The organism is Georhizobium profundi (assembly GCF_003952725.1).
Lineage (GTDB): Bacteria > Pseudomonadota > Alphaproteobacteria > Rhizobiales > Rhizobiaceae > Georhizobium > Georhizobium profundi.
This window is the reverse complement of record NZ_CP032509.1, coordinates 4,277,659-4,299,094: the sequence shown is the minus strand read 5'-3', so window position 1 is coordinate 4,299,094 and position 21,436 is coordinate 4,277,659. Positions and strand designations below refer to the sequence as shown.

Below are 21,436 nucleotides of genomic sequence, written 5' to 3'. Positions count from 1 at the left end.
CCGCCATGTCCTGAAAGAGTGAGGGAAACTAGCGTGGCCGGGTGGCATGCGTCCACCCCGGCCAGCGCTCTAATGTGCAAATCGGCGTGCGATCAAAGCGCTTTTTCGAGTTCCGGAAGCGCGGTGAAGAGATCCGCAACCAGGCCGTAATCGGCGACCTGGAAGATCGGTGCTTCCTCGTCCTTGTTAATCGCGACGATCACCTTGGAATCCTTCATGCCGGCAAGGTGCTGGATCGCGCCGGAGATGCCGCAGGCGATGTAGAGATCGGGGGCGACGACCTTGCCGGTCTGGCCGACCTGCCAGTCGTTCGGCGCATAGCCGGCGTCGACGGCAGCGCGCGAAGCGCCGACGGCTGCACCGAGCTTGTCGGCAAGCGGCAGCACCACTTCCTCGAACTTTTCCTTGGAGCCGAGCGCACGGCCGCCGGACACGATGATCCGCGCGGAGGTGAGTTCGGGACGATCGGTTTCGGCAATCGCCTCACCGACGAAGGACGACACACCCGGATTTTCACCGGCGTCGATGGTCTCGACGCTCGCCGAACCACCCTCGCCAGCCACCTGGAAGGAGGCCGTGCGCACGGTGATCACCTTCTTGGCGTCGCTGGTCTGCACGGTCTGCAGCGCGTTGCCGGCATAGATCGGGCGTTTGAAGGTCGTCGCGTCGATGACTTCGATGATGTCGGACAGCTGCATGACGTCGAGCAGCGCGGCGACGCGCGGCAGCACGTTCTTGCCCATGGTGGTCGCGGGCGCGATCACCGTGTCGTAGTCGGCTGCAAGCTTCGCGATCAGCGCAGCGGTCGGCTCGGCAAGGCGGTGTTCCAGGCTGTCGGCATCGGCCAGCAGAACCTTGGTGACGCCCTCAAGTTTGGCAGCTGCGTCGGCGGCGGCCTGCGCGCCCTTGCCGGCGACGAGGACGTGGACCTCTCCACCGATCTTGGAGGCAGCCGAAAGCGCCTTCGCCGTCTGGTCGGAAAGCGTTGCATTGTCGTGTTCAGCGACGAGAAGAATGGTCATCTGTCGTTTCTCCCTTGAGCGCGTTGGCGGGCTCAAGGCGTTGCGGTCTCTCGACCGAGCCTCGGGCCAACGCTGAAAATCACATCAAAGCACGCTGGCTTCGTTCTTGAGCTTCTGCACCAGTTCCTCAACGGAGCCGACCTTGACCCCTGCCGAACGGCCAGCGGGTTCCTCGGTCTTCAGGACCTTGAGACGCGGCGCGGTATCGACGCCGAAATCGGCCGGCGTCTTCTTGTCGAGCGGCTTCTTCTTGGCCTTCATTATGTTCGGAAGCGATGCATAGCGCGGTTCGTTGAGGCGCAGATCCGTCGTTACGACGGCTGGCAGCTTCAGCTCGATCGTCTGCAGGCCGCCATCGACTTCGCGGGTCACATTGACCTTGCCATCGCCGAGTTCGACCTTGGAGGCAAAGGTGCCCTGGCCCCAGCCGAGCAGAGCCGAAAGCATCTGGCCGGTCTGGTTCGAGTCGTCATCGATCGCCTGCTTGCCGAGAATGACCAGATCGGGATTTTCTTCCGCCACGACGGCCTTGAGCAGCTTGGCAACGGCCAGCGGCTCGACCACGTCGTCGGTCTGGATCAGGAGCGCACGGTCGGCACCCATTGCAAGCCCGGTGCGCAGCGTTTCCTCGGCCTTTGCCGGCCCGACGGAAACGACGACCACTTCCTCGGCCTTGCCAGCTTCCTTGAGTCGCAGCGCCTCTTCGACGGCGATCTCATCGAACGGGTTCATCGACATCTTCACGTTGTTCAGTTCGACGCCCGAACCGTCCGCCTTGACGCGGATTTTCACGTTGTAGTCGACCACCCTTTTTACCGGCACGAGGATCTTCATTCTCTTCCCTTTCTAGAACGCGGACTTGGACGCGGACGGGGTTGGTTTGCCTCACCGGGAAGCCGGCAAGGCGGCCAATTCGCGACATGCATACGCCATTCCCCGCGGAATTCAATCGCGTCCAGGACCGCTCGACATCGGTCGAGAGGTAACTTACGCTTACGTAAAAGTCAAATATCGCGACGGATGGCGGGCACGACCGTCACGGCCCGCGGGCGCACGATCCGGCGGTCGAAAAGCGGCACGTCGCGGCGCTTCATCAAGGGCAGCAGCACCAGCCCAGCAACGATGCCGCCCGCATGCGCCGCCCAGGACACTTCGCCGCCGAGATCGATGACGAGCATGCCGAACTGGTAGGCGATCCAGGCGATCAACGCGAGATAGGCGGGCACGGGAACGGGAATGCGGCCGAAGACGAGCACCCACAGGCGAACGCGCGGATGAAGCAGGAGATAGGCCGCAACCACGCCCGAGGCCGCGCCTGAGGCCCCGATCAACGGCACTTCGGAAAACGGATAGAGAAGTCCGTGAGCCATCGCGGCGGCCGCGGCGCAGAGCAGGTAGAAGAGGAGGAAGCGCACATGCCCCATCGCATCCTCGACATTGTCGCCGAATACCCAGAGAAAGGCCATGTTGCCTGCAAGGTGCAGGAGGCCGCCATGTAGAAAGGCGTAGGTGATGTAGGTTGCCGCGTCGGGCACGATCGTCAGCGCCGGCGCGAGATCGAGGTGGCCGTTGGCGACCGCTGGAATGTAGCCGAGACCGTAGACCGTCGCGAGCACCGCCTCGCTGTCGAGGCCGTCCAGCGCCGTCGTGAAATAGATGAGGACGTTGGCGGCGATCAGCCCGAGCGTGACCACCTGAAGTCGGATGTGACGAAGATCGTTGGCGTCGTGGATCGGAACGAACATCGCCACCCCCGATGGCCGGTTGATGGCGTCAGCGGTTCTTGCCCGGAACCCACAGGACGTCACCTTCGCCCTTGGCGTTGGCGTGGCGGGCTGCGACGAACAGGAAGTCCGAGACGCGGTTGATGTAACGCAGCGCGTCGGGATTGATCGTCTCGTTGGCCGCAAGCGTCACCATCGCACGTTCTGCCCGTCGTGCAATCGTCCGCGCGAGGTGGAGGTGGGTGGCCAGTGCCGTGCCGGCCGGCAGCACGAAGGATCTCAACGGTTCGAGATCGGCATTGAGCCGGTCGATCTGTGTCTCCAGCCAATCGACCTGGGCGGCGACGATGCGCAGCGGCTCGTATTCCAGCTTCTCGTCCGTATGCGGCGTGGCGAGATCGGCGCCGAGATCGAAGAAATCGTTCTGGATGCGCGAGAGCACCGCATCGAGTTCGCTGCCTGATGTGTAGAGCCGTGCCATGCCGATGGTACAATTGGCCTCGTCGACGGTGCCGAACGCCTCGATGCGGGCGTCGTCCTTTGCGCGGCGATCACCACTGACGAGGCCAGTGGTGCCATCGTCTCCGGTACGCGTGTAGATCTTGTTCAGTCGAACCATCATTCGTCCCCCCGCATTCAGGTCGCGCGATCAGCGCCCGCCATTCGTCAGCAACAGCGTCACCACGATGAGAACGATCGCGATGAACTGCAGGAGAATGCGCATCTGCATCAGCTTGTTCGACGTGACGCCGTCGCCGCCCCGCATCATATGAAACAAGCCGCGCACGAGCACGACCGCGACGGCGGCCATGACGATGATGGCGAGGGCGTAAGTGATGTTTTCCATATCAGGTCACTTCTTGCGCTGTGGCGTATGAGAACACCACACATAGGACGTTGCGCCTGCTTTGCCACATTCCATCCGCTCACGGAAAGTGTGTCGCAATGACGCCGTGTCAGGGCTCCTGCCGGGCGAGCATGTCGTAGAAGAAGCCTGCCGGCAAAAGGCGCTTCATCGCGATGCCGAGCTTGGCCGGACGCGTCACCGGATAATGCGGCCGTGGTTTCGGCGAGTTCAGCGCGTGGGTCAGAACCGCATGCACGGCGTCCGGCCCGAGCTTGTTCTTGGACTTGACCCCGCCCTGGCGCAGCCGTGCGAGCTGTTTTTCATAAGCTGCGCGATGAACCGAGTTCTCGATGTCGATGTATTTTTCCACATAGCGAAGTGCGTTGATCGCGATCTTCGATTCAATCGGGCCCGGCTCGATCAGGCTGACATGGATGCCGGAGCCCTTCAACTCCATGCGCATGGTGAGGCTGAGCGCCTCGATCGCATGTTTCGAGGCATTGTACGCGCCGCGATAGGGCATCGGAACGAGGCCGAGGATGGACGAGCACTGTACGATGCGGCCATGTCCTTGTGCGCGCATGACCGGCACGATGCGCCGCGTGAGATCGTGCCAGCCGAAGACATTCGCCTCGAACTGCTCGCGCAGCGCTTCGACCGGCAAGTCTTCCACCGCGCCGGGCTGGCTGTAGGCGCCATTGTTGAAGACCGCGTCGAGCGTGCCACCTGTCGCAGCCATCACGGTCTCGAAAAGCGTCGCGATCGAGGTCGCGTCGCGGTAGTCGAGTTGAAAGGCCTCGATCCCGTCGGCTGCAAGTGCGGCAAGGTCGGCGTTGGTGCGCGCAGTGGCCAGCACGCGCCAGCCCTCGGCCTTCAAGGCCCGTGCGCAATAGGCGCCGATACCGGATGAGCATCCGGTTAAGAGAATGGAACGTATTTGTGTCATGCTTGATGCACCGCTTGATGAGATGGGCGCGGAACGGTGCGCATCGCCGAACCGCCTGGGCTGAAGTGCGACTTTACGAGAATGGGCGTCTACAAGAAGACCTACCGGATAGCGCTCGACGCCTTCAACCACTTCAACGACGAAGATGGCTGGGCGATGGCGAGCCATGTCGCGCTTTCGACGATCATGGCGATCTTCCCCTTCATGATCTTCGGAACGGCGCTGGCCAGTTATCTCGGCGCCGATGCGTTCTCCGAGACGGCCGTGCATCTCATCTTCGACACCTGGCCGCAGACCGTCGCCGAGCCGATCGCGCGAGAAGTCGAGAATGTGCTGACGCAGGATCGTTTCGACCTTCTGACAATCGGTGTTCTCGCGGCGGCGTTCTTCGCGTCGAACGGCGTTGAAGCGCTGCGCATCTCGCTGAACCGTGCCTATCGCGTCGCCGATCGGCGACCCTGGTATCTGACGCGCGCGCAAAGCCTCGGCTTCGTCTTCATCGCATCCTTCGTTTTCATGGCGATCAGCTTCCTGCTCGTCCTTGCCCCGCTCGCCGTCCGGCTGGCGCGGGACTGGCTGCCCTGGATGGATGCGACGACGTCGATGATCGACAATTGGCGCATCGTGGTGGCCGTATCCGTCCTCATCATCGGCCTTGCGATCTCGCATCTCTGGCTGCCCGCCGGCCGGCGCAAGCTGACCGAGGTCCTGCCGGGTGTCGGACTCACCATCTTCTGCTGGCTGGTCGCCGCAAGCCTTTTTGCGTCCTATCTGCAGCGTTTCGCGACTTACGTATCGACCTATGCAGGCCTCGCCTCGATCGTGATCGCGCTGTTCTTCCTGTACATCGTGGCGGCGATCTTCATTCTCGGAGCCGAAGTGAATGCCGCGATCCTGCGCTACCGGTCGATCCACAAGGACGACGCCTAATTGTCGGTGTGCCGCTAGGACGCCGTTTACCCAATCTCCACAATCCCATCGCAGCCGACAGCGGCCAATGGTATTTTAGCAATGGGTGAAGCGTTGGAGGTGCGAGCATGATGCTCGGGGATCTTTCAGTCGAATGGTCCACCATTTTTGCGATCCTTGCGCTGATGGGTGGATTTCTGGTCGGGCAGGCGATGGATGCCGTCATGGGCAGGCAGGGCTTTGGTGCCCTCGGCAACATGATCGTGCTCGCTGCCGGCTTCTATCTCGGTCTGATGGCCTATGAAGCGATGCGCATGCCGATGGATGCGACGGAGATCCGGTTTGCTGCCGGCATCGCAGGAGGCTTCGGATCGCTGTTCTTCCTGGCTGTGGTGAAGCGCATTCTCATGCGCATGGATTTCTAGCGAAATCCGAGCTCATTGCGGATCGTGACGGGATCGATGCCTGCATTGCGCAGGGCGGCAATGCCTTCGTCACCCTTGCTCTTCGAAAGCTTCGTTCCGTCGTCACCGAGGATCAACCGGTGATGGTGGTAGCGCGGCGCCGGCAGTGAGAGTAGGTGCTGCAACAGCCGGTGGATCGCCGTAGCAAAAAAGAGATCCCGGCCGCGCACCACGTCGCTCACGCCCTGCAGCGCATCGTCGACCACTACGGAGAGATGATAGCTCGTCGGCGTGTCCCGGCGCGCCAGCATCACATCGCCCCAGGCACCCGGATCGGCGACGATGATCCCGTGCTCGCCCGAGGGGCCTTGGCCGCTTTCCACCCAGCTGAGGTCCGGACCCACCATGGCGAGCGCAGCCGCCATATCGAGCCGCCACGCGAAAGGCACACCTGCGGCGATCCGGGCTTCGCGTTCGGAGGCGGAGAGGTGACGATCCAGGGCAGGATAGATCGGTGCACCGTCCGGATCGCGCGGCCATGGCTTGCCGGTCGCACGCTCCTGGTCGCTGATCCACGCCCGGATATCGCCACGGCTCATGAAGGCGGGATAGGCGAGGCCTCGACCGATCAGTCGATCGAGCGCCTGCTGGTAGTCGTCGAAGTGATCCGACTGGCGGCGATGCGGAGGTGTGAAGTCCAGGCCGAGCCAGGCGAGATCGGCGATCATCTGCGCTTCGAGCGCCGGCGTGCAGCGTGTCTGGTCAATATCCTCGATGCGCAGCAGCAACCGGCCATCGGTTTCCCGCGCCAGCTTCTCGTTCAGCAGCGCCGAATAGGCATGGCCGAGATGCAGCGCACCGTTGGGGCTCGGCGCGAAGCGGAAGACGGGACTGGACGGCACAGCGCTCATGATTGGTTCCGCGGCGGATGATCTGCTAGAGCGTTCCCGGGTGAAGTGGATACCGGTTCACGGTCGGGAACGCGATAAGTCGGAGCCATGTGCCGTGCCATCTGTCCCGGACCGAGGTCAACGTCCATGCAGCCCATCGCGACACAGGAGCAGATCGAGGCGGGCTTGGCGGAACTCGCCCGTGCCGACCCGCGCCTGCGCCCGGTGATCGAGAAGGCGGGCCCCGTGCCGCTGCGCCTTCAGCCTTCAGGCTATGCGGGGCTTGCCGGTATCGTCGTGTCGCAAATGGTGTCGCGGGCGAGTGCCGACGCCATCCATGCGCGGCTCCTGTCCAGGCTGGGTGAGATTACCCCGGCCGGCGTCCTTTCACTGGAGGAAGCCGATTTCCGTCAGATTGGCCTCTCGCGCGCCAAGCAGGCGGCATTGCTGGGTGTGGCCCGGGCCGTGTCCGAGGAAGCGATCGATCTGGACGCGGTGCGCCATCTGCCTGCCGAACAGGCGATCGCCGACCTGACGGCACTTCCGGGGATCGGCCCGTGGACCGCAGAAGTCTATCTGCTCTTTTGCGGTGGTCATCCAGACATCTTTCCGGCCGGCGACGTGGCGCTGCAAGCGGCTGCCGCCCATGCCTTTTCCCTCGCCACGCGTCCAACCGCACGGGACCTGCGTATAATCGCAGAGGAATGGTCGCCTTTCAGGGGGATCGCCGCCAGACTTTTGTGGGCCTATTATGGAACGGTGATCCGCCGTACGGTGGCTCCGGTGGGAAGCTGAGGATAAGGCTTGGCAACAAAGGTGCCCGGACTTCGCCATAGCTTCACATTCCTGCAACATGGTGCCTAATATATGTGACGCAGCGTACGAATCGGTCAGGAGCAGCTACTTGACGATTGCAGTTTCACCGGAGTCCTTGCCGGCGCTTGTATTGAACGCCGACTTCCGGCCCTTGAGTTATTATCCGCTCTCCTTGTGGTCCTGGCAGGACGCGATCAAGGCGGTGTTTCTCGACCGCGTGAACATCGTGGCCGAATACGAGCACGCGGTGTCCTCACCGAGTTTCTCGATGAAGATCCCGAGTGTCGTCTGCCTGAAAAGCTACATCAAGCCGTCCCGACACCCGGCCTTCACACGCTTCAACGTCTTCCTGCGCGATCGCTTCGAATGTCAGTATTGCGGCTCGCCCGATGATCTGACCTTCGATCACGTCATCCCGCGCCGCTGCGGTGGTCAGACGACATGGGAAAACGTCGTTGCAGCCTGTTCGCCCTGCAATCTCAAGAAGGGCGGGCAAATGCCGCGCGAAGCGCAGATGTTCCCGCGCCAGACGCCGTTCCAGCCATCCGTGCACGATCTTCACAACAATGGCCGGCTTTTCCCGCCGAACCATTTGCATGAAAGCTGGATGGATTATCTCTACTGGGATGTCGAACTGCAGCCCTGAGCAGGCTGCGTCGCCACGATGTCAGCGGGGCTGGGCAGTGACCAGCCCGCGGAAGAGATTGGGCACGCTCTCCACCAGCTTGAGCGCTGCCTTCAGCCGCGCGGTTTGAGACGGCGTGAGGCGGTCGACCGCAACCTTGTTCGAAACGGGTATACCTTCCGCAAGATCCCGCGATTGCTGGGCAAGCATCAGCCCGAGAATGAACCGGTGCGCATCGAGCAGCGCCGTCAGCTGTTCCTCCGAGCCGATACCGCGGGCGATCAAACCCTCCAGACGCAATTCGGTGCGGCGGTGGCGGATGTCGTGGCGGATGGCCAGCGCCCGCGCGAGCGTCACGATCGGGAAAAGCCCGTGCTTCTTGAGATCGAGCCGGCCATCGATCGTCTTCAGCCGGCCGAACATCCCGAAAACGGGCGTGAATTCGCCGAGCCGGTCGCCGAGCAGTTTGGCGAAGGGCCGGTGGTCATGGGCGGAGGTCAGCGCATCGTCCAGAAGCCGCGCGGCAAGCGGCTGGCTTCCGTGAACCGCCCGCATGTCGAAGAAGATATCGACATTGAGCAGATCTTCCGGCTCGGAGCGTGCGATCCAATGCGCGATCCGTCGGTGCCAGGTGGCGAGCGATCCGCGCCATGGCGGGTTCTTGGCCATGACGCCGCCCTTGCAATAGACGATGCCGGCCGTGTCGAGCGTCTTGGCGACTCGCTCGCCCAGTTCGGCGAACCACTCGTCTTCCGGTTCACCCGGTTCGCCCTGCTGATAGACGATGGCGTTGTCCTGGTCGGCCGCAAGCAGGCTTTCACCCCGGCCGCCCGATCCAAGCACCAGAAAAGCATAGGATGTGGGAGGAGCGCCGCGCCCCTCCGCCAGCATCTCCGCTTCGGCCATGACGGCCGCGCGCCGCGTGACGATGCGAAGCTCCTCCGAAACGATGCCGGCGAGGATGCGCGGGTCGATGTCTTCGGCAAGCAGGCGGTTGGTGACGCCGGGCAGCATCGCCCAGGCCTTGGCGATATCGGCGGCGTTCTTCGCCGCCTCGATCGCATCGTCGAGCCGGATGGCCGCACTGCCGCGCAACTTCAGAAGATCGCGCGCCGAGATGATGCCCGTCAGCCGGTCTTCCTGATTGCGCACGGCCAGATGCCGGATCTGCTGCCGCTCCATGCGGCCGATGGCGCGGTAGACGAAGGATTCCTCGGCGACTGAAATCAGCGGCCGCGTGGCGATGGTATCGATGGGCATCTCGAGCGCCGCCGCGCCATGGGTGACGACGAGGCGGAGCATGTCGCGCTCGGTGACGATGCCGTATTCCTGCACGGTACCGCCGGGCTTTCCTTCCGGAGAAACGAGGACGGAGCTGATCTTGCGCTCTGCCATCAGCTTCATGGCACGATCCACCCGCTGATCGCCGGCAATGATAACAAGCTCGGCGGACGCAATCTGGCCGACCCGGTGCCGATAGGCGTAGGGGTCCACTGCCGCGAGTGAGGGGTGGTCTCCCGGTTCCAGCACCGGCCGCGTCCAGCCTGCGCGATCATGCGACGTCATCTGCTCGTTGAGCCCGAGACTTGCCCGTTCCGCCTCGGCAAGCGTGCGGACGCCGAGATCAGCAAGCCTGGGCAAAAGAGCGATAAAGATGGCCGCTGCCGCCCGCGCATCACCCATCGCGCTGTGGCGTCCGACGATCTCGACGCCAAGCCAGGTGGCGATCGTCTCCAGGGCATGGTCCGGCAGATTGGGATTGGCAAAAGCCGCCAGCGTTCGCACGCAGAGCGAACGGGGCCGGCGCCAGGTCAGGCCGGTGCGGCTCGCCTCCTTGGCCATGATGGCGAGATCGAACCCGATCGAATAGCCGATGATCGGCCGCTCGCTGCGGTAGGATTCCAGATGGCCGAGCGCGACGGCGAACACCGGCGCATCCTTGACCATGCTGTCGCTGATGCCGTGGATCGCGGTTGAGCCTGACGGGATCGCCATGCGCGGATCCACCAGGCTGTCATAGCGATCGTCTTCCACGATCGCACCGCCCGATACGCCGATGGCTGCCATCTGCACGATACGCGCGACCTTGGTATCGAGGCCGGTGGTCTCGCTGTCGAATACGATGGCATCGAGCGCCTTGAGCGGCGTTGCACCGGTTGCTGCCTTCATCGGTCTTGCCTTCAACCCCTCACCGGTAGAGCCCTATGTCTTTGCACTCGGCTGTCACTGCGCCGGCGCGAATGCTCCTTTGAGAGCAATGGCAAGAAGGCCGACGCTGGCGATGACGTTCCAGCCCGCAAAGGAGAGGCCGAGAACCCGCAAGGCCGCATCGGCGCAGGACGGTGGGCGCAGCGCGTTGAGATCATTGAGCAGGCTGCCCGCATCGGTGCTGACCGCGCCGCCGCCGCACGCCGCCGGGCCTTCCCACCAACCCCATTCGACGCCGGAATGGTAGGCGCCGAGCCCGGCGCCATAGGCCATCAGCGCGGCAGCGATCAGGAACAGGGCCCGGGTCACCATTGCCGGCCAGCGCATCGCCGCCGACAAGAGAGCAAGCAACGCGACGGGAATGCCCACATAGTAAGGCGTGCGCTGCTGCAGGCAGAGCGCGCAAGGAATGTAGCCGCCGATATGCTCGAAGGCGAGGGCGCCGCCGACGACCAGCGCCATGCCGATCGCGAGCGCTGCCGCCAATGCGGGGCGCCGATTCCGCGTTATGGGCCTGTCGAGTGAGAGTCTGTCTGCCATGTCATGCCGATCCGCATCGTTGATTGCAGCCTTCTACCATGTCGTCTGCGGGAAAACGAAGCGCCATCGACGCCGCAGGCCGGCCTGCCGAACGGATCGAGCTCACCTTTCAAGGCGTCGAATTAAGGCTGGACTGACTGCGTCGCTCGTGGCAGATATCGCCTCGTCACGCGCTGCGGGTGTGGTGGAATTGGTAGACGCGCCGGACTCAAAATCCGGTTCCGAAAGGAGTGTCGGTTCGACCCCGACCACCCGCACCATCGATCGATCCAGGCTTTGGACGACCCGACAGTGGCTAGTTATCCCAGCTTCGACGTTTCAAAGTGTTAAGCTCTCGCCTCTAGTGTCGACCCATCGGGGGACATCCCACGCGGGGTGTCCGGGCATTCGCGGGACAGCATCATGGGGGCTTGGAGAGCGGTCGGCTACCGTTTCAAATCCAGTCAGTTCGCCGCAATCGTTGCGCTTGCGGTGCTGATTGCGGCCGGCGTCTATGCCGAACACCAGAACAACGTCGTCTTCATGCAGAAGCAGCGTGCCGAGGTCGCTGAGCGGCTTTCTGTGGTTCGCGCGAAGCTCGAAGGTGGCATCAATGCCAATACCCAGCTGGTACGCGGCCTCGTCGCGGTCATCACCAGCGAACCCAACATGGACCAGGCCCGCTTCGAGCAACTGGCCGGTGAACTGATCGACGACAATTCACAGGTGCGCAACATCGCTGCCGCGCCCGACCTCGTCATTACGCTGATGCATCCCGTGCAAGGCAATGAGAGAGCCATCGGCCTCGATTACCGCACCCTACCTGCCCAGCGCGATGCCGCGCTGCGCGCCCGCGACACCGGCGGCCTCGTTCTCGCCGGCCCGGTCGATCTCGTTCAGGGCGGACAGGGTCTCATCGGCCGCTACCCGGTATTCGTCCAGGACGACAACGGACGTCGGCGCTTCTGGGGGATCGTTGCTGCGGTTCTGGACCTTCAGGCGCTCTACGCGGCCAGCGGCCTGACGGCAGAGCTTCCGATCGACATCGCCATTCGCGGCAAGGACGGGCTCGGCGATCGGGGCGAACTTTTCTACGGAGATGCCGAGATCCTGGCGCAGCAGCCCGAAACGATGTCGGTTGTACTGCCGACCGGGCAATGGGTGCTGTCCGCCGTGCCGAACGATGGCTGGGCGACCATGCCGCCGAACACATGGCTCATCCGCGCGATCTTTGCGACAGCCTCGATCCTCATCGTGGTGCCGATCGTGATGTCGGGCCGCCTCGTCGACGAGCGCCAGCGTCACATCCAGGAGATGCGGCGCCGTGAGGAGGAGATGGAGCGCCTGTCCCACCGGCTCGAACTTGCACTCGACGCCTCCAAGATCGGCATTTGGGAAATCGACGCGAAGACGGGCGAGCTCTACTGGGACGACCGGATGAAGGAGCTCTATGGCATCCGGCCGGAAGACGACATCAATGATTTCGAGCGTTGGCTCGACTGCATCCATCCAGACGATCTGGAGCAGGCGACGGCAGCGTTCCGGCGTGTGCTCGATGGCGGCGAGCGCTACGAGTCCGAGTTCCGCTCGGGACAATCCGTCAGCTATTGCCGCCACATCCGGGCGATCGGCTCGGCCTATATCCACTCCAATGGCGGCCGGCGCATCGTCGGCGTCAACTGGGACGTTTCGGCCGATCTGGAGTTGAATGCTCGCCTGAAGCTTGCCCGTGATCTCGCCGAAGCGCGCACCGCAGCGCTCGAAGAGGCCAAGGCGCAGATGGAGCACAACGCCAACCATGATCCGCTGACGGGACTGCCGAACCGACGCTATCTCGACCGCATCCTGAGCGAGGGCGGCGATGGTGGGCGCCTGCCGTCGGCCCTGATCCATCTGGACCTCGATCGCTTCAAGCAGATCAACGACACGCTCGGGCATGCGGCAGGCGACGAGACGCTGCGCCACGCGGCCGGCATCCTCAGGGCGAATGTTCGTGAACAGGATTTCGTTGCCCGCATCGGCGGCGATGAATTCGTGATCGTGACCATGGGTCCGACGAGCGCTGCCTGTCTTGCAGCCCTGGCGATGTCGATCATCGAGGCGATGCGGCAGCCATTTCTATACCAGTCGCAGGACTGCCGCGCCGGAGTGAGCGCCGGCATCGCGCTGGCGGCACCCGGCGATCGGAACGGGCGTCAGTTGCTCGTCAATGCCGATATCGCGCTTTATGAAGCCAAGAGCCGCGGCCGCAACCGCTATGAATTCTTCACCGAAGCGCTGCAGACGGCCGTCATCGCCGGCAAGAAGACGGCCGACGAGATCTTGCGCGGCTTAGAGCGCGACGAGTTCGTGGCCTGGTATCAGCCCCAGTTCGACGCGACGTCGCTCGCCGTGGTCGGTGCAGAGGTTCTCGTGCGCTGGCAGCATCCGGAGCGCGGCATTCTTCCGCCGGCCGCTTTCCTCGATACCGCCGAAGACATCAACGTCATGGCCGCCATTGACCAGCGGGTGCTCGATCAGGCGATGTTCCAGTTGGTGCGCTGGCGCGCGCAGGACATCGCGGTGCCACGCATCTCGGTGAATGTCTCATCGGCCCGCCTGCATGACGAGAGCCTGATCGACGGGCTGAAGCAACTGAGCTTCAAGCCCGGCGATCTTTCCTTCGAGTTGCTGGAATCGACGTTCCTGGACGACGGCAAGGACATCGTCGCGAAAAACATCGCTGGCTTGAAGGACCTCGGCATCGATATCGAGATCGACGACTTCGGCACGGGCTACGCCTCGATCGTCAGCCTCGTCAATCTCCAGCCGAAACGCTTCAAGATCGACCGCCAGCTGATCATGCCGATCACGAAGTCCGAGACCGCCCGCAATCTCGTTTCGTCGATGATCGATATCGGTCGCTCGCTGCAGATCGAGGTCGTGGCCGAGGGCGTGGAGACCATGGAGCACGTGTCGATCTTGCGCAGGCTCGGCTGCAGTTCGTTGCAGGGCTATGTGTTCGCGCGCCCCATGTCCGGGGATGATCTGTCCGCTTACCTCGCGGCCTATCAGCGAGAGGGCAATGCGGAAGCGATGGGCGCAGCGTAAATCACGCCCTTGCCATCCGCCGCCGTTGAGCGTTTAAGCTGCTGCCCAAAATTAAGGCGGACAACTGAAATGCTCGACGAGAGCCAAACCTACGAAGAGGCCGTGTCCGGCTTCGAATGGCATGTGCCGGATGATTTCAACATTGCCGAATATGTCTCCGCACGGTGGGCGCGCAGCGAGCCGGAGCGGGTCTGCCTCCAGCATTTCGATGTCGGCGGCAACCACGCCTCGCTAACCTATGCAGAACTTGATGCTCGCGCATCGGCGCTGGTGCGGGCATTGAAGGCCGAGGGCGTCTCTCGCGGCGACCGCGTCGCAATTCTTCTCCCGCAGAGCTTCGAGACCGCGATCGCCCATGTCGCGATCTACAAGATGGCGGCCATCGCCGTGCCGCTTGCGCTGTTGTTCGGGCAAGATGCGCTCAGCTATCGGCTGGCCGCCTGCGGTGCGCGCGCGATCGTGACGAACGCGATGGGGGTCGACAAACTCCAGCCACTGCGCGACGCCTTGCCCGACCTCAAGACCGTGATCGTTACCGGCGATGCGGTGGAAAGCCCGGCGCTCCGCTTCGACGCACTCGTGCAGGCACACCGCGATGGACCCCCTATCGACGAGCCGACGACCGGCGACACGCCGGCGCTGATGGTGTTTACCTCCGGCACGACCGGGCCGCCCAAGGGGGCGCTGCACGGCCACCGCGTCTTGATCGGGCATCTGCCCGGCGTACAGATGCACCATGAGTTCCTGCCTCAGCCCGGCGACAAGCTTTGGACCCCGGCCGATTGGGCCTGGGCGGGCGGACTGCTCAACGTGCTTCTGCCGGGGCTTTATTTCGGCGTCCCGGTGGTGTCGACACCGGCGCAGAAATTCGATCCCGATCTCGCTTTCCGCATCATGGCGGAGCTTGACGTGCGCAACGCCTTCATTCCGCCGACAGCGCTCAGAATGCTCCGGAGCGTCGTGCGTCCGGCCGAAAAGTACAGCCTGAACCTCAGGACCACCGGATCGGGTGGTGAATCGCTTGGCCGCGAAACCTTCGAATGGGGGCGGCGCGAACTCGGTGTGACGATCAACGAATTCTACGGCCAGACCGAGTGCAATCTCGTGCTCGCATCCTGCGCCAGGATTGGCGTTTCGCGCTCCGGCGCGATAGGGAAGACCGTGCCGGGGCACAACGTGGCCGTCATCGACGCGGATGGCGCTCCCTGTCCGCCTGGCGCGCCCGGTCAGATCGCGATCAAGCGGCCGGACCCGGTCATGTTCCTCGGCTACTGGAACGACGAGGCGGCGACGGAACGCAAATTCATCGGCGACTGGATGACGACCGGCGACCAGGGCGTGATGAGCGAGGATGGCTATGTCGAGTTCTTCGGCCGCGAAGACGATGTCATCACGTCCGCCGGCTATCGCATCGGCCCCGGCGAGGTCGAGGATTGCCTCCATGCCCACGAGGCGATCGCGCTTGCCGCGGCCGTCGGTAAGCCCGATCCGATCCGGACGGAAGCGGTGAAGGCCTATGTCGTCCTGAAACCGGGCTTCGAAGCGTCGGAGACGCTTGCGAGCGAGATCACCGCATGGGTGAAGACGAGGCTGTCGGCCCATGAATACCCGCGCGAGGTCGCATTCGTCGACAGCCTGCCGCTGACGACGACAGGCAAGGTCATCCGACGCGAATTGCGCCAAAGAGCAATCGAGGAAGCGGCAGCCGGCGTCTAACCGGCAGGCTCAGTTCTTCGCCGCGGACTTCCGGCGGGCGAGCGCGCGCACGCGCTCCCGCAGGATGCGTGCGACGTTGCGGGTGTTTCGATAGAGGTGGAGCTGACGGGCGACCTGGCGGACCTGGCGGTCCGCCTTTCCGTCGAGCCCAATGATCATCGTGGCCATGCGCTCGCGCTCTTCCCAGAGTCTGCTGGCAATCGGATGATCCGGCACCGCGCAGGAATCCGTCATCTGAATGTTCGGGTCGTCGAGGTGCTGTTCGGTCAACTTCCAGAACAGAAGCTTGCCCGGCGAGGATGCGGCGAACCGCTCGTCATAGGCAGTCTTCCAGGTGAAGGCCTGGCCGGCGATCACGAATACGACCATCACGGCAATGGCCCGGCCATCGAATTCGAGCACGTGGATGCGTGCATTGTCGTTTTCGGCCTGGTTGGTCACGGCCTCCCGCGCGAAAGCCGCCCGGTAGCGATCCGACACCATCGCGCTCCGCCGCTGGCCTTTCCAGCCGCTTGCTTCGAGTGCGAGAAACTGTTCGAGCCCGATGCGCACATCGAGCGGCTGGCGTGCGACCTTGTGGACGAGCGTGCCCTGGGCTGCGAGATGGCGCCACTGCCGACGCATGTCCTTCAAGTGCCGGCCGCTGATCGCGCCGCGCAGATAGCGCTCCGGCTCTTCGCTCGAACGCAGCACCGGGCGGTCGACCGCTTCGGTCGTTTCCACCGTCAATCCGCGCGCCAAAGCGACGGCACGCAGCAGTTCTGCCGCCGGCCCATCGATGCGCATGTCCGGCAGAACCAGCACATTCGGCATCTGCGTATCATCGCCAGCCAGCGCTTCCAGAAAATTATCGAGCGTTTCGGCTGCACCTTCGGCATCGACCAGCGGCGTACCGAGGGGACCGAATGGATGCGACCAGGCGCGAATGATCGAGGGACCGACCGAAAAGCCGGGACGCTCGATCGAAAACGGCATGACCATGCGCAGCCGGCTGCGCCCCGGGGCCTCATCCCGAATGAGCAGCAGACGGACCTGGCGATCGTCGAGGCGAGGCATCGCGGGCGCAAGGAACCGACCGGTGAAGAACACGTTCGGCTCGATCATCCGATTGGCGAGAAAATCGAGCTCGGTCTGCAGATCGTAGCCGGCGCGCGCGGGATAGACGCACATCTGACGGCCGGGACGTCCGATATCGATCGCAAGCTCCGGCGGTGGGCGCGTGATCGGTGTTTCTGCCAGGGCGTCGATCAGCGTTGCGGCTTGCCCGCCGATGTCGCCTTCGAAAAACGGGTTGGATGCCATCAGCCGGGATCCTCTTCATGCGTGTACCGGCGAGGGGCGAAGACGAACATCGCGATGCCGATCCGGTGGCGGACGACAAGGAACAACAGGATGGCCTCAACCGTCATCGCGGTCGCCGTGGCCGCAGCAGCACCCTGCAGCCCGTAATGCGGAATGAGCGACACGGAAAGGCAGAGATGGGTGATCAAGACCAGGAGATAGATGAAGGCGCAGATCATCTGGTGCCCGGCCATTGTCAGAAGCACTTCGCCTGGGCCGATCATGGCTTTGGCAAGGATGCCGGCGAACAGGATCGCCATCAGAAGCTCGCCATCGGCAAAGCCCGGTCCGAACAGCGACAGCAGAAACGGTCCGGCAAGCAGGATCATGGCGCCGAGCACGAGCGAGGGCCAGAATGTCCAGGCAGCCGTGCGTGCTGCGAAATTCGCGATGCCCGCGGCATCATCGGCGCTGACCAGCTGGGAAAAGCGCGGCGAAGCGCCGGCCTTGACCGCGTAATAGACGAAGTGAACGAGTGCCATGGTCTTGGCTGCCGCGAAATACACCGCGACCTGATCCGGGGGGACGAAGAAGCCGACGATGATGACATCGGAATTCGTCAGCAGGAAGTAAAAGCCCTCGATGAAGAAGATCGGCAGGGCGACGACGAACCAGCGGCGGAACGTGATGCTCTTGGTGGGCGAGGCGAAGCTGCTGCGCACCCGAATGGTTACGGCCAGATACTGGCCGATCGTCGTCAGATAGGTGGCAAGCAGCGCGGCGCTCAAGGCGGTGATCGTCGTGGCCTCATAGCCGAGCGAGATCGCCGCTACCATCAGGATGATGATGAGCGTGGGGCGCAAGAGGAACGTCGCGCCATGGCCGAAGAAGGGCCAATTGTTGGCGCGCGCCGTCCCGTCGAGCACGTCGCCAAGCGCGATCATCGGCAGCGTGAAGGCTGCCAGATAGAACGGCACGAGATAATAGGCATCGACGCTCTTACCGAAAACGGCAAGGCCGGTGAGCCCGAGTGCCGCGATCAGCGTGGCCGACCCGACGGCGAAACGGCGGGCGGTCTGAGTCAAGCCAAGGATTTCCGCATGCGCCTTCTGATCCCGATAGCCGGGAAGAAAGCGAATGATCGCTGTGTGAAAGCCGAAGCACGACAGATTGCCGAAGATGACGGCAATCGCCCAGACGAACACGAAGATGCCGTACTGGAACTCGCCCATGAAGCGCGCGAGGATGATCTGCGACGAAAACGCGATGGCGGCGCTCAACACTCGGATCGCGAAAGCGACGAGCGCCATGTATTCCGCAGCCGACTGGTCGTCGCGCCGCGATATGATCGCCTCCGCACGATCCAGCGCTGGCGCAAGCCGCGCTGTCACGCGCGGCGGCAGCCATTTCTCGGCACTGGTGATGACGGTCATGTCAATCGCGGATCCGGTGACGTTTCTGGTCAGCCTTTTCCATCGCATGCGACACGTTAAGGATCGGTTTTGCCGACACTATCGGATTGCTTGGATGTGGCCGAAAACGAAACGGCGCATCGGAGGATGCGCCGTTTGAAAAGATCACGATTTTGCGAGGGATCAGGCGACGGTCGCCTGGGCGAACGCACCGTGGCAATGTTTGAATTTTTTGCCGGAACCGCAGGGGCAGGGCTCGTTGCGCGCGACCTTGCCCCAGCTCTGCGGATCTTCGGGATTGCGGTTTTCCGGCGGCACGTAGCCGAGGTCGTCGCCGCCGAATTCATCTTCTCCGGTCGTCGCATCGACGTGGCGGGCACGGCCTTCCGGAACCTGCGGCGTCTCGCGCGGCTCCTCGCGGCGGATTTCCACGCGCATCATCTGCGACGTCACGGCCTGGCGCAGATTGCCGAGCAGTGCCTGGAACAGTTCGAAAGCTTCCTGCTTGTATTCCTGCAACGGATCCCGCTGGGCATAGCCACGGAAACCGATGACCGAGCGCAGATGATCGAGATTGACGAGATGCTCGCGCCAGAGGTGATCGAGCGTCTGCAGCACGATCGATTTCTCGACATAGCGCATGACATCGACACCGAAGCGCTCGGTGCGCTCGGCTGCTGCCTTGTCGGCCGCTTCGATCAGTCGCTCGCGGATGTCGTCTTCCGCGATGCCTTCTTCGGCGGCCCAAGCGTCGACCGGCAGGTCGAGATTGAGGTGCTTGCGCACGTCTTCCTTGAGCGCTGCCGTATCCCACTGTTCCGCATAGGCGTTTTCGGGAATGTACTTGTTGACGAGATCGTCGATCACGTCGTGGCGCATGTCCGTGATCGTCTCTTCGACGTCGGTCGCGTCCATCAGTTCCAGACGCTGCTCGAAGATGACCTTGCGCTGGTCATTCATCACGTCGTCGTATTTCAGCAAGTTCTTGCGGATGTCGAAGTTGCGCGCCTCGACCTTCTTCTGTGCCCGCTCCAGCGCCTTGTTGATCCAGGGATGGACGATCGCCTCGCCCTCCTGCAGGCCGAGCTTGGTCAGCATGCCTTCCATTCGGTCGGAGCCGAAAATGCGCATGAGATCGTCTTGCAGCGACAGGTAGAACTTGGAACGCCCGGGATCGCCCTGGCGTCCGGAACGGCCGCGAAGCTGGTTGTCGATGCGGCGGCTTTCGTGGCGTTCGGTCGCCAGCACGTAGAGGCCGCCGGCTGCAAGGGCTTCTTCCTTGAGCTTCGCGACTTCGGCCTTGATTTCAGCCTCTCGACGGGTGCGCTCCGGCCCTTCCGGCATGTCGGCAAGCTCGTGCTGGATGCGCATGTCGAGATTGCCGCCGAGCTGGATGTCGGTACCGCGACCGGCCATGTTGGTGGCGATCGTGACCGCGCCGGGCTTGCCGGCCTGCGAAACGATATAGGCTTCCTGCTCGTGATAGCGGGCGTTCAGAACCTGGAAGTCCTTCAGCCCTTCCTTCTTCAGGAGTTCGGCGAGCAGTTCCGACTTCTCGATCGACGTCGTGCCGACGAGAACCGGCTGGCCCCGTTCACGTGCCGCCTTGATCTCCGTGACGATCGCCTGGAACTTTTCCTCGAAGGTCCGGTAGACCTCGTCGTCTTCGTCGAGACGTTGAATGGGCAGGTTCGTCGGCACTTCGATGACCGACAGGCCGTAGATGTTGGCGAATTCCTCGGCCTCGGTATTGGCCGTGCCCGTCATGCCGCCGAGCTTGGAATACATGCGGAAGTAGTTCTGGAAGGTGATCGAGGCCAGCGTCTGGTTCTCGGGGTGGATCTTCACCTTTTCCTTGGCTTCCAGCGCCTGGTGCTGGCCTTCCGAATAGCGGCGGCCGGGCATCATGCGGCCGGTGAACTCGTCGATGATGACGACTTCGCCGTTGCGGACGATGTAGTCCTTGTCGCGCTGGAACAGCTTGTGGGCCTTCAACGCATTGTTCAGGTGGTGGACGATCGAGACGTTCTCGATGTCGTAAAGGCCGGCGCCCTTCAGCAGGCCGGCTTCGGCAAGCACCTGTTCCAGCTTTTCGGTGCCGGCTTCGGTGAAGGTGACAGAGCGCTGCTTCTCGTCGAGCTCGAAATCCTCGTCCGTCAGCTGCGGGATGAACGCATCGATCTGTGCGTAGAGGTCGGAGCGGTCGTCGAGCGGACCGGAAATGATGAGAGGCGTGCGGGCCTCGTCGATCAGGATGGAGTCGACTTCGTCGACGATCGCGAAATTATGGCCACGCTGGACCATCTGCTTGCGATCATACTTCATGTTGTCGCGCAGATAGTCGAAGCCGAGCTCGTTGTTGGTCGCGTAGGTGATGTCGCAGGCATAGGCCTCGCGGCGCTGGTCGTCGTTCATGTCATGGACGATGACGCCCACGCTCAAGCCCAGGAAGCGGTAGAACCGGCCCATCCACTCGGAGTCGCGACGCGCCAGGTAGTCGTTGACCGTCACGACATGCACGCCCTTGCCGGACAGCGCATTGAGATAGGTCGGCAAGGTCGCAACCAGCGTCTTGCCTTCACCGGTCTTCATCTCGGCAATGGCGCGCTCGTGAAGAATCATGCCGCCGATCAGCTGCACGTCGAACGGGCGCATGCCAAGCGCGCGGCGGGCGCCTTCGCGGGCGACTGCAAAAGCCGGGACGAGGATGTCGTCGAGCGTCTTGCCGTTGGCGAGTTCCTGCCTGAGGCTATCGGTGCGGCCGCGCAATTCCTCGTCGGACAGAGCCTTGAGCCCATCTTCGAGGGCGTTGATCTGATCGACCCGCCCTTGAAATCCCTTGACCCGACGATCGCTGGAGGAGCCGAAAAGTTTGCGGGCAAGGCCGCCGAAGCTGACCATGAATATGGTCCTTTCCGTTGTGTTCTTAGGCGGCGTCTTAGACGGCCGGCGGGTCCGAAGCAGTGGGGTTCCTGGGCATAGCGACAGGCACGGCTTCTCCCGGCGGGAACTGGACGCGCGGTTTCG

At 63.1% G+C, this 21,436-nt stretch carries 18 protein-coding genes and 1 tRNA gene; 7 read left to right on the top strand and 12 right to left on the bottom strand.

All coding sequences use genetic code 11. The features are described from left to right. Positions 1 to 92 precede the first annotated feature (92 nt). From D5400_RS20720 to D5400_RS20695, 6 genes are all read right to left on the bottom strand, one after another. On the bottom strand, positions 93 to 1,022 hold the full coding sequence (locus tag D5400_RS20720; RefSeq protein WP_126012343.1) for an electron transfer flavoprotein subunit alpha/FixB family protein: 930 nt from the start codon (positions 1,020 to 1,022) through the stop codon (positions 93 to 95). A gap of 84 nt (positions 1,023 to 1,106) precedes the next feature. Next, on the bottom strand, positions 1,107 to 1,856 hold the full coding sequence (locus D5400_RS20715; protein ID WP_126012340.1) for an electron transfer flavoprotein subunit beta/FixA family protein: 750 nt from the start codon (positions 1,854 to 1,856) through the stop codon (positions 1,107 to 1,109). A gap of 170 nt (positions 1,857 to 2,026) precedes the next feature. Further along, positions 2,027 to 2,767 (bottom strand): rhomboid family intramembrane serine protease, encoded by a 741-nt coding sequence (locus tag D5400_RS20710; protein ID WP_126012337.1) that lies wholly within the window; start codon positions 2,765 to 2,767, stop codon positions 2,027 to 2,029. Between the two features lie 28 nt (positions 2,768 to 2,795). Further along, positions 2,796 to 3,365, bottom strand: a complete 570-nt coding sequence (locus D5400_RS20705; protein WP_126013682.1) for a cob(I)yrinic acid a,c-diamide adenosyltransferase — start codon at positions 3,363 to 3,365, stop codon at positions 2,796 to 2,798. 30 nt (positions 3,366 to 3,395) lie between these two features. Further along, positions 3,396 to 3,593, bottom strand: coding sequence for a twin transmembrane helix small protein (locus D5400_RS20700; RefSeq protein ID WP_126012334.1), 198 nt, complete (start codon positions 3,591 to 3,593; stop codon positions 3,396 to 3,398). Between the two features lie 109 nt (positions 3,594 to 3,702). Beyond that, on the bottom strand, positions 3,703 to 4,539 hold the full coding sequence (locus tag D5400_RS20695) for an SDR family oxidoreductase (RefSeq protein WP_126012331.1): 837 nt from the start codon (positions 4,537 to 4,539) through the stop codon (positions 3,703 to 3,705). Between the two features lie 81 nt (positions 4,540 to 4,620). Between D5400_RS20695 and D5400_RS20690 the strand changes: the two genes are divergently transcribed. Next, a complete protein-coding gene (locus D5400_RS20690; protein WP_126012328.1) occupies positions 4,621 to 5,469 on the top strand; it encodes a YihY/virulence factor BrkB family protein in 849 nt (282 codons plus the stop codon). A gap of 107 nt (positions 5,470 to 5,576) precedes the next feature. Beyond that, positions 5,577 to 5,873: a hypothetical protein gene (locus tag D5400_RS20685; RefSeq protein WP_126012325.1), complete on the top strand. Its 297-nt coding sequence runs from the start codon at positions 5,577 to 5,579 to the stop codon at positions 5,871 to 5,873. Here D5400_RS20685 and gluQRS read toward each other — a convergent pair. After that, the gene (gene gluQRS, locus D5400_RS20680; protein WP_126012322.1) at positions 5,870 to 6,763 is read right to left on the bottom strand and encodes a tRNA glutamyl-Q(34) synthetase GluQRS; all 894 of its coding nucleotides are present in this window, start codon (positions 6,761 to 6,763) and stop codon (positions 5,870 to 5,872) included. The two genes, D5400_RS20685 and gluQRS, sit on opposite strands and share 4 nt — an antisense overlap. A gap of 126 nt (positions 6,764 to 6,889) precedes the next feature. Here gluQRS and D5400_RS20675 point away from each other — a divergent pair, with 126 nt between their 5' ends. Further along, positions 6,890 to 7,537 carry a DNA-3-methyladenine glycosylase family protein gene (locus D5400_RS20675; RefSeq protein ID WP_126012319.1) on the top strand — a complete coding sequence of 216 codons (648 nt, stop codon included), beginning with the start codon at positions 6,890 to 6,892 and terminating at the stop codon, positions 7,535 to 7,537. Between the two features lie 109 nt (positions 7,538 to 7,646). After that, positions 7,647 to 8,204: an HNH endonuclease gene (locus tag D5400_RS20670; RefSeq protein ID WP_126012317.1), complete on the top strand. Its 558-nt coding sequence runs from the start codon at positions 7,647 to 7,649 to the stop codon at positions 8,202 to 8,204. A 21-nt stretch (positions 8,205 to 8,225) separates the two neighbouring features. On the opposite strand, the gene D5400_RS20665 is transcribed toward D5400_RS20670, so the two are convergent. Then, positions 8,226 to 10,352, bottom strand: a complete 2,127-nt coding sequence (locus D5400_RS20665; protein ID WP_126012315.1) for a DUF294 nucleotidyltransferase-like domain-containing protein — start codon at positions 10,350 to 10,352, stop codon at positions 8,226 to 8,228. A 54-nt stretch (positions 10,353 to 10,406) separates the two neighbouring features. Beyond that, the gene (locus tag D5400_RS20660; protein ID WP_126012313.1) at positions 10,407 to 10,931 is read right to left on the bottom strand and encodes a disulfide bond formation protein B; all 525 of its coding nucleotides are present in this window, start codon (positions 10,929 to 10,931) and stop codon (positions 10,407 to 10,409) included. 175 nt (positions 10,932 to 11,106) lie between these two features. On the opposite strand from D5400_RS20660, the gene D5400_RS20655 reads away from it, so the two are divergent. The 3 genes from D5400_RS20655 to D5400_RS20645 all read left to right on the top strand — a co-directional run bounded on the left by D5400_RS20655 (position 11,107) and on the right by D5400_RS20645 (position 15,716). After that, a tRNA-Leu gene (locus D5400_RS20655) sits at positions 11,107 to 11,191 on the top strand. A gap of 142 nt (positions 11,192 to 11,333) precedes the next feature. Next, positions 11,334 to 14,000 (top strand): bifunctional diguanylate cyclase/phosphodiesterase, encoded by a 2,667-nt coding sequence (locus D5400_RS20650; RefSeq protein WP_126012311.1) that lies wholly within the window; start codon positions 11,334 to 11,336, stop codon positions 13,998 to 14,000. 69 nt (positions 14,001 to 14,069) lie between these two features. Then, a complete protein-coding gene (locus D5400_RS20645; RefSeq protein WP_126012309.1) occupies positions 14,070 to 15,716 on the top strand; it encodes an AMP-binding protein in 1,647 nt (548 codons plus the stop codon). 9 nt (positions 15,717 to 15,725) lie between these two features. On the opposite strand, the gene D5400_RS20640 is transcribed toward D5400_RS20645, so the two are convergent. The 3 genes from D5400_RS20640 to secA all read right to left on the bottom strand — a co-directional run bounded on the left by D5400_RS20640 (position 15,726) and on the right by secA (position 21,310). After that, positions 15,726 to 17,018, bottom strand: coding sequence for a GNAT family N-acetyltransferase (locus D5400_RS20640; RefSeq protein WP_126012307.1), 1,293 nt, complete (start codon positions 17,016 to 17,018; stop codon positions 15,726 to 15,728). Then, a complete protein-coding gene (locus D5400_RS20635) occupies positions 17,018 to 18,430 on the bottom strand; it encodes a lipopolysaccharide biosynthesis protein (protein WP_126012305.1) in 1,413 nt (470 codons plus the stop codon). The genes D5400_RS20640 and D5400_RS20635 overlap by 1 nt, the downstream gene beginning before the upstream one ends. Positions 18,431 to 18,592: 162 nt before the next feature. Then, positions 18,593 to 21,310, bottom strand: a complete 2,718-nt coding sequence (gene secA, locus D5400_RS20630; protein ID WP_126012303.1) for a preprotein translocase subunit SecA — start codon at positions 21,308 to 21,310, stop codon at positions 18,593 to 18,595. Positions 21,311 to 21,436 lie beyond the last annotated feature (126 nt).